Annotated in this window: 13 protein-coding genes and 2 pseudogenes; 11 read left to right on the forward strand and 4 right to left on the reverse strand. The window is 64.1% G+C overall.

Annotation, left to right across the window (positions count from 1 at the left end):
• The first annotated feature begins 5 nt into the window (after positions 1-5).
• The 5 genes from KW568_RS12635 to KW568_RS12655 all read left to right on the forward strand — a co-directional run bounded on the left by KW568_RS12635 (position 6) and on the right by KW568_RS12655 (position 5,309).
• The gene (locus KW568_RS12635; protein ID WP_004576527.1) at positions 6-1,136 is read left to right on the forward strand and encodes an AMP-binding protein; all 1,131 of its coding nucleotides are present in this window, start codon (positions 6-8) and stop codon (positions 1,134-1,136) included.
• Between the two features lie 9 nt (positions 1,137-1,145).
• Entirely contained in the window at positions 1,146-1,979 is an 834-nt protein-coding gene (locus KW568_RS12640) for an ABC transporter ATP-binding protein (protein ID WP_003253972.1), read from the forward strand.
• On the forward strand, positions 1,955-2,836 hold the full coding sequence (locus tag KW568_RS12645; protein WP_003253971.1) for a branched-chain amino acid ABC transporter permease: 882 nt from the start codon (positions 1,955-1,957) through the stop codon (positions 2,834-2,836). The genes KW568_RS12640 and KW568_RS12645 overlap by 25 nt, the downstream gene beginning before the upstream one ends.
• A gap of 12 nt (positions 2,837-2,848) precedes the next feature.
• On the forward strand, positions 2,849-3,916 hold the full coding sequence (locus KW568_RS12650) for a branched-chain amino acid ABC transporter permease (RefSeq protein ID WP_004576528.1): 1,068 nt from the start codon (positions 2,849-2,851) through the stop codon (positions 3,914-3,916).
• A 67-nt stretch (positions 3,917-3,983) separates the two neighbouring features.
• A complete protein-coding gene (locus KW568_RS12655; RefSeq protein WP_004576529.1) occupies positions 3,984-5,309 on the forward strand; it encodes an ABC transporter substrate-binding protein in 1,326 nt (441 codons plus the stop codon).
• Positions 5,310-5,399: 90 nt separating this feature from the next.
• Here the strand turns inward: KW568_RS12655 and KW568_RS12660 are convergent.
• The 4 genes and pseudogenes from KW568_RS12660 to KW568_RS12675 form a co-directional block, all read right to left on the reverse strand.
• Positions 5,400-5,468: pseudogene (locus tag KW568_RS12660) on the reverse strand (hypothetical protein); the annotation flags it as partial.
• A gap of 53 nt (positions 5,469-5,521) precedes the next feature.
• Positions 5,522-6,625, reverse strand: a complete 1,104-nt coding sequence (locus KW568_RS12665; RefSeq protein ID WP_003253968.1) for a sigma-54-dependent Fis family transcriptional regulator — start codon at positions 6,623-6,625, stop codon at positions 5,522-5,524.
• An 8-nt stretch (positions 6,626-6,633) separates the two neighbouring features.
• Positions 6,634-7,821 (reverse strand): acyl-CoA dehydrogenase family protein, encoded by a 1,188-nt coding sequence (locus KW568_RS12670; protein ID WP_004576530.1) that lies wholly within the window; start codon positions 7,819-7,821, stop codon positions 6,634-6,636.
• A 46-nt stretch (positions 7,822-7,867) separates the two neighbouring features.
• Entirely contained in the window at positions 7,868-8,041 is a 174-nt protein-coding gene (locus KW568_RS12675) for a hypothetical protein (RefSeq protein WP_003253966.1), read from the reverse strand.
• A 411-nt stretch (positions 8,042-8,452) separates the two neighbouring features.
• Between KW568_RS12675 and KW568_RS12680 the strand changes: the two are divergent.
• The 6 genes and pseudogenes from KW568_RS12680 to KW568_RS12705 form a co-directional block, all read left to right on the forward strand.
• Positions 8,453-8,962 (forward strand): annotated as a pseudogene (locus KW568_RS12680) (ATP-binding cassette domain-containing protein); the annotation flags it as partial.
• Between the two features lie 437 nt (positions 8,963-9,399).
• Positions 9,400-9,969 carry an acyl carrier protein gene (locus tag KW568_RS12685; RefSeq protein WP_033726736.1) on the forward strand — a complete coding sequence of 190 codons (570 nt, stop codon included), beginning with the start codon at positions 9,400-9,402 and terminating at the stop codon, positions 9,967-9,969.
• Positions 9,970-9,980: 11 nt separating this feature from the next.
• A complete protein-coding gene (locus KW568_RS12690; RefSeq protein WP_003253964.1) occupies positions 9,981-11,255 on the forward strand; it encodes a beta-ketoacyl-[acyl-carrier-protein] synthase family protein in 1,275 nt (424 codons plus the stop codon).
• A gap of 169 nt (positions 11,256-11,424) precedes the next feature.
• Positions 11,425-12,339 (forward strand): beta-ketoacyl synthase, encoded by a 915-nt coding sequence (locus KW568_RS12695; protein WP_033726738.1) that lies wholly within the window; start codon positions 11,425-11,427, stop codon positions 12,337-12,339.
• Positions 12,336-13,634, forward strand: a complete 1,299-nt coding sequence (locus tag KW568_RS12700; RefSeq protein WP_004576534.1) for a beta-ketoacyl synthase — start codon at positions 12,336-12,338, stop codon at positions 13,632-13,634. The genes KW568_RS12695 and KW568_RS12700 overlap by 4 nt, the downstream gene beginning before the upstream one ends.
• Entirely contained in the window at positions 13,631-14,842 is a 1,212-nt protein-coding gene (locus KW568_RS12705) for a beta-ketoacyl synthase N-terminal-like domain-containing protein (RefSeq protein ID WP_003253961.1), read from the forward strand. The genes KW568_RS12700 and KW568_RS12705 overlap by 4 nt, the downstream gene beginning before the upstream one ends.
• Positions 14,843-14,850 lie beyond the last annotated feature (8 nt).

Consider the following 14,850-nt stretch of genomic DNA (forward strand, 5'->3'; position numbering starts at 1 on the left):
TGGCCATGCATGAGCCGCTCGCGGACAACCTGCCGGCCAGCTTGCTGGCCCGGGCACATCAACGTGGGGCGGACGTTGCGTTGCGCCACAAGCGTCTAGGCCTGTGGCAGGCGCGCAGCTGGGCGCAACTGCTGGCCGAGGTGCAGAGCCTGGCCACCGGGCTGCGCGAGGCCGGCTTCGCGGCCGGCGACAGTCTGCTGATCGTCAGCCGGCCGCGCCCTGAGGCGCTGCTGGCAAGCCTGGCGGCGCAGTGGCTGGGCGGCGTCGCGGCACTGCTCGACCCGCTGATGCCCGACGCGGAGCAACTGACGCTGTTGCGTGAACTGCAGGCCGGTTTCGTCTTTGCCGAAGGTCAGGAGGAGGTCGAGCGGGTGCTGGCGAGCGGTCATGTGCCGGCATTGCTGTTCTACGCCGATGGCCGTGGCCTGGCGGATTCCGGGTTGCCGAATTACGCTCGCCTGGCCGCGCAGTTGCCCGATCCTGCCTTGCCGGTGCAGGCGCAGAGCGAGCGCCCAGCCTTCAGCTTTCACCGGCTGGATGCCGATGGCCAGGTTCAGCAGCACGGGCTCAGCCATGCCGAGGTGCTGGGCGAGGGGCGTCGGCTGGTCGAACAGGAGCGCCTGACGGCGGCCGAGGAAGCCTTGGCCTCCCGCAACTTCGCCACCAGCGGCCAGGCCCGCTACCTGCTGGCGCCTTGGCTGCTGGCAGGCTTTCGGATGAATTTTCCGGAGAGCCTGGCGACCCGCGACACCGACCGCCGTGAACTCGGCCCGACCCTGGTACTCGGCACCCACGACAGCTACGGCCGCCTGTATGCACTGGCGCAGCAGCGTCTACCGCTGCCGGGCAGCCTGCTGCGGCGCTGGCTGGACTGGGCGCTTGACGCGCGCGGTGGGTTGCTGCGCAACGGCCTTGGCCAGGTGTTGCTGCGTCGGCCGCTGCGCGATGTGCTGGGCCTGAGCCGCACCCGGGTGCCGCTGCTGGTCGGTGAGGCCCTGCCGGGCGAGGTGCAGGCGTTCTTCGCCGCCCTTGGGGTGGCGCCGCGTATCTGGCGGGAGGCGCCCCGCTGGCAGGCCGTGCGCAGCCCTCGTTCATCCCTCGCTGCTCGGTCGCAAAGCCGGGTTCAGCCCGTCTGAGGAGTGTTCATGTCGAATTCCCCGTTGCTGGAACTGGAGGGCATCAGCCTGTCGTTCAAGGGTGTGAAGGCCATCAGCGACATCGGCTTCAGCGTCGCCGAAGGCGAGATCTGTGCGCTGATCGGGCCCAATGGCGCGGGCAAGAGCTCGCTGCTGAATGTCATCAATGGCGTCTACCGGGCGCAGCAGGGGCGTATTCGTTTTGCCGGGCAGCAGCGTCGGGTGATGCACCCACATGCAGCGGCACGCGGCGGCATCGCTCGCACCTTCCAGAACATCGCGCTGTTCAAGGGCATGAGCGTGCTCGACAACGTGCTCACCGGGCGCAACCTCAAGCGCCGCAGTTCCTGGCTGGAGCAGGCGTTGCGCATCGGCCGCGCGCCGGGCGAGGACGATCGCCAACGCGCCGCCGCCGAGCGGGTCATCGAGTTTCTGCGCATCCAGCCGTGGCGTGACGAAATCGTTGGCACCTTGCCCTATGGCCTGCAGAAGCGGGTCGAGCTGGCCCGTGCGCTGGCCGCCGAGCCTCGCTTGCTGCTGCTCGACGAGCCGATGGCCGGGATGAATGCCGAGGAGAAGCGCGAAATGAGCCGCTTCATCGTCGAGATCAACCGTGAGTTCGGCATGACGGTGGTGCTGATCGAGCACGACATCGGCGTGGTCATGGGCATTTCCCACCATGTGGTGGTGCTCGATTACGGCCGCAAGATCGGCGACGGCTCCCCCGAGCAGGTTCGCCGCAACCCCGACGTGATCGCGGCCTATCTGGGTGTCCGCCCGGCGGCGGCTTCGGGGCTGTTCCCACACAGGAGCGCGACATGGCATTCTTTTTCGAAGTGCTGATCGGTGGCCTGCTGGCCGGGGTGATGTACTCCCTGGTGGCCATCGGTTTCGTACTGATCTACAAAGCCAGCGGTGTGTTCAACTTCGCCCAGGGGGCGATGGTACTGTTCGCCGCGCTGACCTTCGTCAGCCTGCTGGAGCGCGGCGTGCCGTTCTGGCTGTCCTTTCTCGTCACCCTGGCGACGATGATCGCCCTGGCGCTGCTGATCGAACGGGCGGTACTGCGGCCATTGGTGGGGCGTTCGCCGATTACCCTGTTCATGGCCACGCTCGGCCTGGCCTACATCATCGAGGGCGTCGCCCAGGCCTTGTGGGGTGCTCAGGTTCACGGCCTGGAGCTGGCCATCAGCGACGCGCCGCTGGCGCTGGGTGGCCTGCTGCTGTCGCAGTTCGACCTGTTCGCCGCCGCAACGGCGGCGGCCCTGGTGGTGCTACTGTCCTTGCTGTTCAACCGCACGCGCATCGGCCTGGCGCTGCGTGCGGTGGCCGACGATCCCCGCGCGGCGATGAGCGTCGGTATCCGCCTGCCGAGGGTGTGGGCGGTGGTCTGGGCGGTGGCCGGGTTCGTCGGGCTGGTCGCCGGGCTGCTCTGGGGCGCGCGCCTTGGGGTGCAGTTCTCGCTCTCGCTGGTGGTGCTCAAGGCCCTGCCGGTGCTGATCATCGGCGGCTTCACCTCGATCAGCGGGGCGATCGTCGGCGGCCTGATCATCGGCGCTTCGGAGAAGCTCGCCGAGGTGTACCTCGGGCCGCTCATCGGCGGCGGCATCGAAAACTGGTTTCCCTATGTGCTGGCCCTGCTGTTCCTGCTGGTGCGTCCGGCTGGGCTGTTCGGCGAGCGCGCCATCGAGCGAGTCTGAGGAGCGTCGATCATGCTGTATCGAGAAGCGGGTCAGTTCAGCGTGCGTTACGCCGACGACCGACGATTCTTCCGCCTGCGCCAGGATCGGCTGGGCCTGGCGGCCTTGGTCCTGTTCGCCTTCATCGGCGTGCCACTGCTGGGCAACGATTACTGGTTCAGTGCCATCCTGATCCCATTTCTACTGCTGTCGCTGGCCGGCCTAGGGCTGAACCTGCTGACCGGTTATGCCGGGCAACTGTCCTTGGGTTCGGCGGCGTTCATGGCAGTAGGTGCCTTCGCGGCCTATAATTTCGAGCTGCGCGTGGCGTGGCTGCCGCTGCTGGCCAGCCTGCTGCTCGGCGGCCTGGTGGCGGCGCTGGTGGCCGTGGTGTTCGGCCTGCCAAGCCTGCGCATCAAGGGCTTCTATCTGCTGGTGTCGACACTGGCGGCGCAGTTCTTCGTGCCATGGACGTTGACCCGCTTCAGTTGGTTCAGCAACGACAGTGCCTCGGGGGTGATCAGCGCGCCGCCACTGCTGATGGCCGGGTATGACTTTTCGTCGCCGGCCGGGCGCTACCTGCTGACCCTGGCGGTGGTCAGTGCGCTGTTCTGGCTGGGCGCCAACCTGGTGCGCAGCGAGCTGGGGCGCAACTGGATGGCGGTGCGCGACATGGACACCGCCGCCGCAGTGATCGGCATTCCCCTGTTGAAGACCAAACTGCTGGCTTTTGCCATCAGCGGCTTCTACCTCGGCGTGGCCGGTTCGCTCTGGGCCTTCACCTACCTGGGCACGGTGGAGCCACACGGCTTCGACCTGAACCGCTCGTTCCAGATCCTGTTCATCATCATTATCGGCGGCCTGGGCAGCATCCTCGGGAACTTCCTCGGCGCCGCCTTCATCGTGCTGTTCCCGGTGCTGCTGTCGAACCTGGCCGGGTTGCTGCCGACCGGGCTGATCGATGCCGGACAGATAGAGAACCTGCAGAAGATGGCCTTCGGCACGCTGATCATCATCTTCCTGATCAAGGAACCGGAGGGCCTGGCGCGCCTCTGGCAACGCTTTCGCGAGCGCACTCGGCGTTGGCCGTTGCGCCACTGAGCGAACCTTCGCACCGGGCTTCGCCCGCCTTATGTCACTGCCCACTGATTTGTAAAGGATAACCACGATGTCGACCCGATCCGTCCTCGGCCGCCTGGCGCTGGCCGTGAGCCTGGCGGCCGGTGCACTCAACGTGCACGCGGCCAACGAACAGTATTTCCCCCTGCAGAGCTACCGCGTTGGCCCCTATGCCGCAGGTGGCACCGGTTTCTTCGGTGGTTTTATCGATTACCTCAAGTACGTCAACGCCCAAGGCGGCGTGAATGGTGTCAAGCTGACCTGGAGCGAGTGCGAGACTGAATACGTCGTGGAGAAGGGGGTGGAGTGCTACGAGCGCCTCAAGGGTGGGCTCAACGGCGCACCGGCTGCCGCCACCAATCCGCTGTCGGTGGGTATCGCGTATGCCACCCTGGAACGCTCCACGGCCGACAAGCTGCCGCTGATCACCATCAACCACGGGCGTACCGACTCCACCGATGGCAGCGTGTTCCCTTACGTCTTCCCGCTGCAGCTCAATCCCTATTCCGAGGTATCGGCCATCGTCAACTGGATCGCTCAGCAGGCAGGCGGCGAGCAGGGCCTCAAGGGCAAGAAGATCGTCACGCTCTTTCACGGTTCGCCCTATGGCAAGGAAACCAACGGGGTGCTGCAGGCCCTGGCGGACAAGTACGGTTTCGAGTTGACCCTGCTGGAGGTGCCGCACCCCGGCAACGAGCAACAATCGCAATGGCTGAACATCCGCCGTCTGAAGCCGGACTGGGTCATCCTGCGCGGCTGGGGCGTGATGAACCCGGTGGCGCTGAAGACTGCGCAGAAGGTCGGTTTCCCTGCCGACCGCATCATCGGCAATATCTGGAGCAATTCCGAGGAAGACGCGGCGCCTGCCGGTGCCGCGGCCAAGGGCTTCATCGCCATCACCACGCATCCGTCAGGTACCGAGTTCCCGGTGCTGCAGGGCATCGAACAGGCGGTGGTGGACAAGGGCCAAGGCGACCTGGCCGATCCGAAGCGCTTCGGCACCGTTTACTACAACCTCGGCGTGGTCAACGGCATCCTCAACGTCGAGGCATTGCGTCTGGCTCAGGAGAAGTTCGGCAGGCAACCGCTGAGTGGCGAGCAGGTGCGTTGGGGCTTCGAACACCTGAACCTGGACGATACCCGCCTGCAGGCACTCGGTGCCAAGGGGCTGGTGCAGCCGCTGAAACTGTCCTGCTCCGACCATGAAGGCGGTGGTGCGGTGCGCTTCCAGCAGTGGGACGGGCAGAAGTGGAAACTGATCAGCGACTGGGTACAGGCCGACCGCGCGTTTTTGCGGCCGATCATCGAGGCCTCGTCGCATCAATATGCCAAAGAGAAGGGTATCACCCCGCGTGATTGCAGCCAGGAAGGCTGATCGCGCAGGCAGGGCCGGTGGCGTCCCCCCGGCCTGTCTTCAGCCCTGCGCAGTTCGGGCGCCGCCGCGCACCAGGCCCACACCGGCTCAAAGGTTGGGGGCTGCTTCCAGTCTGTTGCGATTGCCGCCATTTGTCGCGGCCATGCGCTTCTGTCCTTCGCAACCCTCCTCGCGCAGTTGGCAAGGGGGGCGCAATCGTTCGTGGCGGCCTCTCAGATTGATAGTTGTATCGCCCGCTCAGGGCGCATCTGGGGCTCTGGCCGGCGCCGATTGACCACCAGTTCGCCGATGGCGATCAGTCGGGCGCGGGTGATGTTGCGGCTCAGACCCAGCAGGCTGGCCGTGTGCACCTGGTTGCAGTGGCAGAAACGATAGGCACTGCGTAGCAGGGTGTCCTCGACCTTCTCGTGCAGGCTGCCGGCCTGCTCCTCGAACAGGCGCTGAAAGGCACGCAGCAACTGCTCTTCGGCGCTTTCGGCGGTGCTCACCGGCGACTTGTCCTGGCGCTCGATGCGCAGGTGCGACAGGCGCAGGTCGTCGTCCTGCACCAGGCCATTGCGGCACACCAGCAGGGTGTGGTGGATGACGTTTTCCAGCTCGCGGATGTTGCCGGGCCAGTCGTAGCTCACCAGCTTGCGTTCGGCCTCGGGGGACAGGCGCACTTCGCCGTAACCCAGGCGGTTGCAGTAGGTCTTGATGAAGTGTCGGGTCAGCGGCAGGATGTCGCCCGGGCGTTCTCGCAGCGGGTAGAGTTGCAGGCTGACCACGTTGAGGCGGTAGTACAGGTCTTCGCGGAAGTTGCCGGCAGCGATGGCCTTGTCCAGTTGCACGTTGGTGGCGGCGACCACGCGCACGTCGATGGGGATGCTCTTGCGCGAGCCCAGGCGCACCACTTCACGCTCCTGCAGCACGCGCAACAGCTTGACCTGGATGGCCATGGGCAGGTCGCCGATTTCGTCGAGGAACAGCGTGCCACCGTTGCCCTCCTCGAACCAGCCGGCCTTGGCCGCCAGGGCGCCGGTGAAGGCGCCTTTCTCGTGGCCGAACAGCTCGGCCTCCACCAGCGACTCCGAAAAGGCGCCACAGTTCACCGCGACGAAGGGGCCGTTGCGCCGTCCGCTGAGGTTGTGTATGTGGCGTGCGACCAGCTCCTTGCCCGTGCCGGTCTCGCCGATGATCAGGACGCTGGCCTCGCTGGGGGCGACCTGTTGCAGGTGGGCGAGCAGCGCCTGCGATCTAGCGTCTTCGAAGACCTGTGCGGTCGCCCGGATCGAGGTGGCCAGTGACGGCGAAGGGGGGAGGGTCAGCAACTGCATGGCGATTCCTATGAGTAGAAAGATGGGGTGGGTCGCGTCTGGCTCAGTGCCCACTCACCCAGCTCGTGGAGTTTGTAGTCCAGCGGGTCGTGCAGGCTCTGGGTACGCAGGTTGCGCCAGTAGCGATCGAGGCGCAGCGAGGCGTGGGTCGCGCGTGCGCCAGTGACCTCGAACAGGCGGTTGCAGATGTCCAGGCCAGTGCGTGCCGCCGCCACCTTGGCCGTGGCGATGGCCAGCGCCAGTTGCGCACGCTCTTCGGCGCCGAGCGCGTGCTCCTTGTGCCAGGCCGCGTCGAGTTGCGTAGCGGCGCGCTCCACCAGCAGGCGCACGCCTTCCAGACCGACCCAGAACTCGCCGTAGTGGCGCAGGATGTAAGGGTCTTCGCTGACATGTCGGGCTTTGGAGCGGAACCACGGGCGGCCTTCCTTCAACGTGTAATGGCGAGCCTCTTCCAGAGCGCCTTCGGTGATACCAAGGAATACGTTGGCGAAATGCAACTGGGCGATCAGCGGGCGCAGGCTGGCGAAGGGTGTGCTCAGCGGGCCGGGGTCGAGAAGCATCTCGTTCTCTTCGACGCGCACGCGCTCGAAAGTAGCGCTGCCGCTGTCGGTCTGGCGCTGGCCCATGTTGTTCCAGTCATCATGCAGTGTGATACCGGTCCGGCCGCTGGGGATGGCAGCGATCAGCAGCTTGCCGCCAGCACTTTCATCGACTGCCGAGGCAATCAGCATTTCCGAGTCGCTGGCGCCTGAGCAGAAACTCTTCTTGCCGGAAAACTCGTACCAACCGTCGAAGCGTGTGAGTACGGTGCGGCTGTCCAGGGGGTTGAGCGCATTGCCCCAGAACCAGTTCTTGCGCGCGGTCTGCTCGAACCAGGGTTGCCACTGATCGCGGCGGGAGAACAGGCGTACGGTAGCCAGCATCAGGTGCTGAAAGCCGAAGACGTGGGCGATGGAACTGTCGACCCGGGCGAATTCGCGCACCACCTCCAGGGTTTCGCTCCAGCTGGCGCCGAGGCCGCCGAACTGGGTGGGTATGCTCAGCGCCAACAAGCCGCTCTGGCGGATAGCGTCGCGCTGGGCCTTGGGTGTGCCGCCGGCCTCGTCGCGCTCGACGGCGGTTTCGGCGAACGCCGTCGCTAGGCGACGTGCAGTCTGCAAGGGGCTGAGCACGGCAGGTCGTAGAGGGGTTGTCACTCGGCATTCCTCGCTGGCGGGTGGGGAGGGCGGATTGGGGGGCGTTTCATAGCGGCTCCTCAGGCAATTTGCTCAGCACATGCGCTTGGCGGTGGAAGAGGGCTGCGGTGCGTTCTGCGGCTAGCGGGATGCGGGCCTGCAGAGGCTGGAAGAAACTGAACAGCGGGTGCAGCTGCAACAGCACCTGGGATTGGCCGGAGGTAGGCAATGACGTTGGCATCAGAAACTTCAACCCTCCAACACGGTTACCCCGATTCATCGCGGGTCTGATGGAAGTATAAAAGTCGATTCATATCTCTAAAAATAATAAAAAATAATATTTATATTCCCTCATGGAATACTTAGTCATTGCAAATGCAATGGCAGCACAAGGCTGCCAAAGCTTTCGTTCAACTAAGACCGCAGGCGTGTTCCTCGCTGTTTCCCACACAACAGCAGCCATGCAACGTTGCTGCCTCTTCAACACCATGCCGGCATGACAAAAACCCGTCTCGCGCTTGAGTACGCGGGGTTTGGCCGATTGGCATGGCGTCTGCGTCGTTGCCCTGGAATCCACTGAACTCCAGGGGGCGACGTGATCGCTGATAAATATCCACTGATTGCCAACGACCCTTTGGAAACCCCTGCGCGGATCAGCGCAGACTTCCTTGGCTCTGCATCGATTCCTGCTGTCGCGCTGGAATTTCGCGCGGTCACCAAACGCTACGAGGGGAGCCGGTCAGGCTCCAGCAACGCGGTTGAGCAAGTGAACCTCGCGGTGCGGCGTGGCGAAGTGCTTTGCTTGATGGGTACATCCGGCAGCGGCAAGTCGACTTTGCTGCGCCACGTCAACCGGTTGATAGAACCGAGCAGCGGCGAGGTGCTCATCGACGGTGAGGCCCTGAGCGACTTGACGCAGCCTGCGCTGCGCCAACTGCGGTCGCAGCGCATCGGCATGGTGTTCCAGCATTTCGGTTTGCTGCCGCATCGAAGCGTGCTCGACAACGTGGCCTTGCCCCTGGGATTGCGCGGTGAGCCGGAGCGTACACGACGCGCAGCGGCACAACGGCAGTTGCAGGCGGTGGGGCTGAAAGCGTGGGGCGAGCGTTTGCCCCACGAGTTGTCTGGTGGCATGCAGCAACGTGTCGGGCTTGCGCGGGCAACCACCCACCGCTGGGTCATCTGGCTGTTGCCTATGGCCGGCTTTGCGGCGGGGCTGGTTTATCACCTGATCGGCAAGCCGGTGAACGCGGCAATAACCTACTGATCAACGAGATTCACGGCCCGACGAAAACCGTTCCGCTGCGCAGGGTACCTCTGGTGCTTGCGGGTACGGTGACACCCCATTTCTGGAACTCTCGTGCTGTTTCAAGCCATCGATTTTGTCATCTTACGATTCCTCTCCAAGCCCCATGGAGCGGCATAAATCAAAGGTTTCAGGGTGCGTCGGGATTTCCCACAAAAAGCACTGATGGCACGTTGACTCTCCCCTTAGGGGGAGACTTTAGACTCCCGGCCCTCGATAGATCTGGCCTGAAAACAGCTTTTTTGGCCCGATGACTTTATTCATTCAATGCGGCTTTTGTAGGGAAACAATCAATGAATAATCCGTTGGAACTGGACAGCGTTATCAGCAGTACACAGGAGATTCTTGCGCAGTTGCTGGTGTTGGACAGGGGCGACGTGACAGAGCACAGCAGTATCGTTGACGACCTCAGCGCCGACTCGCTGGACATCGTCGACCTGAGCTTCCAGCTGGGCCGTCAGTACGGTTGCACCTTGCCGAAAACCAGCGTGCTGGATCACGCGGTAGCGGTGTTCGGCGACGCCACCCGGTTTATCGAAAAAGGCCGAATCACGCAGGACGGCGTGGCCTTGCTGGAGCAGAGCCTCAGCGCTTATGCGCCGGGCCAGCTGCACGTGGGCATGCAGCCGGGCGATGTCTTCTCGGCCACCACCGTGCGGAACTGGGCGCAGCAATGCCATAACGTGTTCAACCACCTCCCCGAAACCTGCCCTGAGTGTGGCGCGGCTCATGCCCAACTCAATGAACGCCAACAAGTGGTGTGTGGCGGTTGCAGTGCTCGCCTGACCCCTCTGGACGGTGACTCGATCTCGCGTCTGCTGGTTGAGCAGTACGCGGCCGCCCAGTTGAAGGCTTCGGCGTAGGGGGTGCCTTGATGCAGGCCCGAGAGGTTCTGGTCACCGGCTATGGACTGGTGGCTCCCACGGCACTGGATGCGGCCTCGCTGTTCACGACGATCAGCGAAAACCGTTCCTGCATTGGCCAGCACCCGGCGTTTGTCGAACTGGGGTTTGCGAACCCGGCGGCCGGATTTATCGATGAGCAACAATGGCAGGTCATCGCGGCGGCCTTTCCGGGCGACCTGCAGACCACCTCCCGCCAGGAATGGCTGGCGCATTACGTGGCCCGTCAGGCGCTGGCCCATGCCGGCTTGGCTGACGGCGCATTTGCCCGAGTCGCCAGCGGTATTTTCGTCGGGGCCAACAAGCATTGCGTGAGCGGTGATTTGCGGGACGCCAGCCGTTACATGGACGATCAGGGGCGGGTCGATCTCGACCAGTTCCTGGATAACCACACCCTGAGCGGTGGGGCGTTTGCCCGGCGGGTTGATCAGCAAACCCGCCATCTCGCCGAATGGCTGGGCGTCCGTGACCATATCTCCACACATTCCGATGCCTGTGCCGCCGGCACCATGGCCATCGGCAGCGCCTATCGAGCGATCGCCCGTGGCGAGATCGACCTGGCGTTGTGTGGCGCGGTGGAGTTGATGGCCCATGAATTGTCCTACTACAGCTTTGATGGGCTGGGCGCACTCTGCCAGCGCGTGGACTTTTCCCCACAAGAACAGAGCCGGCCGTTCATGCCGGACCGCTGCGGTTTTGTGCTGAGTGAAGGGGCGGCGCTGTTGGTGCTGGAATCCCGCGAGCATGCCGAGCGTCGTCAGGCCTGTTCGCTGGGCCGGGTGCTGGGTTACGCGAATCTGTGCGAGGCAGAGAAAATCACCTCCAGCAGCCGCGACGGCAGCAAGTATGCCGCCTGCATGACGGCGGCCCTGGCCGATGCCGAACTGACCAGTGCGGCTGTGGACCATGTGAATGTTCACGGTACGTCGACACAGGCCAATGACCGTTGTGAGGCCCTGGGCCTGGCGCAGGTCTTCGGCGAAACCCTGGAGCAGATGACGTTCACCGCCAACAAGTCTGCCGTAGGGCATTCGTTGGCCGGCAGCGGTGCCATTGAGGCGGTGCTGTCGTTGATGAGCATTCAGTTGGGCGTGGCCTTGCCGACCCTCAATTTTCAGCCGGAAAAATCCGAATTTCCGGCGTTGAAATTCCTTTGCGAACCGTTGCAGCAACCGATCAATGTCGTGCTCTCCAACTCCTTCGGGTTTGGTGGCGTGAACAGTTCGTTGGTGCTGGGCAGGGCATGACATGACCAGATCCAATTCAACCGCTGTTTATATCACTGCGGCGTCGGTACTCAACGCCGCCGGTACTGAATGTGCGCCTCGTGACAGTCAACCTCAGGCCGCGCAACCGCTGGATTTCGACCCGGCACGTCTGGCCCATTGTGTTGCAGCGCCCGCCTTGCCGGCGGGTGTGTACGACCGCAAACTGTCCCGCAGCCTCGAGCCTCAGGGCGCGCGCCTGCTGTATTGCGCCGGCCGTCTCGCCGAGACCTTGCGTGGGCTGGAGCTGCCCGACGAGCGGATCGCATTGACCGCTGCCATTCCGGAAGTGGATGGCCCCAGCTCGTGCTGGGATGCAGTGCAGGCCATTGGTGCACAACCGGCCGATCTGTTGGCGCAATTCTTTGCCCACACACCGCCGCTGCATGCGCTGATGATGCTCAACAGCAGCGTCATGGCCCACACGGCTGAGGCCTTGCGTTGCAAGGGGCCCATGGGCGGTTTTTGCTCCCAGGGCAATGCGGGGCTGGATGCTTTGATGGAGGCCGCTGCCCATCTGAGCGAAGGCCGTGCCGATGCTGCCGTGGTCGTCAGCAGCAGTCCGAACATCACCCCCGCGTTGTACCTGCGTGACGCTACTCACCCACCTGTGAACCCCGGCTCGTGGGTTTTCGGCGAAGGTGCTGCGGCACTGTTGCTGACGACCAACCCGGGCAGCGGTGCTCAATCTGCGTTGCGTATTGCCGGGTTTGCACGGGGTTACAGCGCGCAACCCGAGCGTGGACTGGCGGTTGGTCGCGACGTCATCGAGCGTGCTTTGAGCAACGAAAAACTGTGCCTCAGCGATGTCGGGCAAGTCGTCGCCGATGCACAGGATCCGCAGATTGCCGCGTTGTTTACCCTATCGGGGCACACCCTCGAACACTCCAAGGCGTTGCTAGGTGACTTGGGCGCCAGCGCCTTGCTCAGCGAAATTGCTGTGACCTGGGCACTGGATTGCCGCCGTTACACGCTGTTGCTCGAACATAGCCGAGGCGGGCATTGGGGCGCGGTGCTGCTGGCCAGAACGTCGTCGGACACAGAGACAATGGAGAGTTACCCATGAGCCCCACACGGATCGTGATCACGGGCATGGGCGCCGTCACTGGCTTCGGTTTCGAGTGGCAGTCCATGTGGCAAAGCATGTTGGCCGGCGAGCATTGCATTCGGCCATGGCAACCGGAAGGCGTCGAAGCGGGTGCGTTCCCCGTGCGTTACGCAGCGCCCGTGGATATGGGCTTGATGCCGGCACACTTGAAAAACCATCCGGCCTGGGGATTGTCGCTGGAAAAACGCACCCGCTTGGGTTGGGTCGCGGCCACCCAAGCCATTGCCGATAGTGGTCTGAGCCCCGAACAGTTGCGTGGCGCGGCGGTATTGTCAGCGTCCGGCGCACCTGCTCATCGTTTGCAGGACATGCTGCTCAGCCTGGCGGATAACCCGGCGCAGGCGCCGTCCTGGGCTCAATTGATGGCGCGCCAGGCGCAGGTCGATCCTGACAGTTCACTGTGTCAGAGCAACGACCGCCTTGCGCGGGTGATTGCCGATGGCATCGGCAGTGAAGGCCCGGTGATCAATATCAGCAGCGCCTGCGCGGGAGCGTCCCAGGCCATCGGCAATGCATTCCAGATGATCCGTCGCGGCGAGGTCGAGCTGGCCATTGCCGGGGGCGCCGATTCGGTGCTGAGCCTGGACACCATGACCGCGCTGTATCTGCTCGGCGCCGCCAGCAGCGAACAGCGTTGGGGCACCGAACTGTGTCGGCCGTTCGACCGCCATCGCAGTGGCTTGATTGCGGGTGAAGGTGGTGGTTTTGTCGTGCTCGAAACCCTCGAACGGGCGCTCGCCCGAGGGGCAACGCCGTACGCCGAAGTGCTGGGTTTCGGCAGCAGCCTGGATGCCTACAAAATCACCGCCCCCGACCCGCAGGGCCGTGGCGCGGTGCTGGCGATGCAGGCGGCCCTGACGGATGCCGGGCTGGCGCCGCAACAGGTCGATCTGATCAATGCCCACGGTACCTCGACACCCCTCAACGATGCCGCCGAAACCCTGGCGATCAAGACCCTGTTCGCCGAGCGCGAACATTATCGGCGGTTGCTGGTGACGGCCAACAAATCCCAGTTCGGCCACCTGATTGCGGCCGCCGGAGCACCGGAGTTCATGCTCACGGCCCTGGCCTGCCGGGATGATCGGGTCACGCCGACCCTGAACCTGCAGGATGCCGACGAACAATGCGACCTTGACTACTGCGCCCATCAAGCGGTCAAGCGCAAGGTTGACGTTGCCCTGAGCAACTCCTTCGGTTTCGGCGGCCTCAACACTTCACTGGCGCTGGGCAAGTACCGGGAGGCGCCGCGATGAAACAGGCGGTCGCGATTGCCGGTGCGGGTTGCGTGTTGCCCAGCGGCTGGGGTGTCGAGCCTTTCTGGGCGGCCGCAACCGAAGGGCGCAGTGCAATTACGGCGCTGAACGCCCGACGGTTCAGCAGCGAACGCGTGGTGGCGTTCGGGCAAATTCAGGATCAGGACCACCAACGCAGCCGGCAAGACCTTGCGCAAAACCTTCAGCGTTACTGCACGCCGGCAGTGATCTGGGGTGTCAGCGCGGTACGTCAGGCGTTGGAAGAAGCCGGCCTGGCCGATGAGCCGCCGGATGTCCGTTTCGGTTTGTATTGCTGTCAGGGCGGCTACACCCATCCGTCTCTGGAATCCTATGCCGAGTTGTTGCTCGGCTGTCGGCAGGACGGCGTCGCCGACATGGCGGCGTTCGCCAAACGGATCCTGCAAGACCGTGCGCAGGACCCTTTTCTGGTGCTCAAAGGCTTGAGCAACTGCTTGCTGGGTGTCACCAGCCTGGCGCTGAAACTGGTGGGTGAGTGCAACGCCTATATGCAAGGTGTCGCCGGTAACCTGGCAGCCTTGCGTGAGGCTACGGCCGCTTTGCAGGCTGGCCGCATTGACGCGGCAATCGTTGTCGGTGCGGGCAGCGAGCTGGATGCCCTGGCGCTGTCCGGGTTGGTCCAGGCGGGTGTCATCAGCGCCAATGGCTCGAACACGCTGCTGCCGTTTGACCTTCGGGGCACCGGCGGCATTGCCGGGGAGGGCGCGGCAGCATTGGTGCTGCGCCGGCGCGAAGACCTGCCGGCCGGTCCTCAGGCGTGCCTCGCCGACATGACGGCCCATGCCACCCTCGGTCGCTTGAGCCTGCCCGACAGCCCAACCGATGTGTTGGTGTGCAGCGGCACCGGCGATGCGCACAAAGACCGCGTGTTGTGCCAGACGCTGGCCCTTGCGCGCGCCTCGCACATCACCAGCGGGTTGGCGATCAACGGCATTCTCAGCGCGGCGCCGAGCCTGGTGGATCTGATGCTGGCGCGTTGCGCATTGCAGGCCCAAAGCGTGCCGCCGATTGCCGGTTTGCAGCAGCCAGTGGCGAACCTGCCGTTCATTCAGGGCGCGCCCCACGCCGCGAGCCTTGCGCATTGCCTGGTGCTGAACCGCGACGACAACGGATTCAGCGCCGCCTATCAAGTGCTCTACAGCGCAAAGGCCACTCAGGACTGCCGCTGACTACCGCC

Origin of the sequence: Pseudomonas sp. HD6515, from assembly GCF_024971855.1 — a bacterium.
GTDB classification, from domain to species: Bacteria; Pseudomonadota; Gammaproteobacteria; order Pseudomonadales; family Pseudomonadaceae; genus Aquipseudomonas; species Aquipseudomonas alloputida.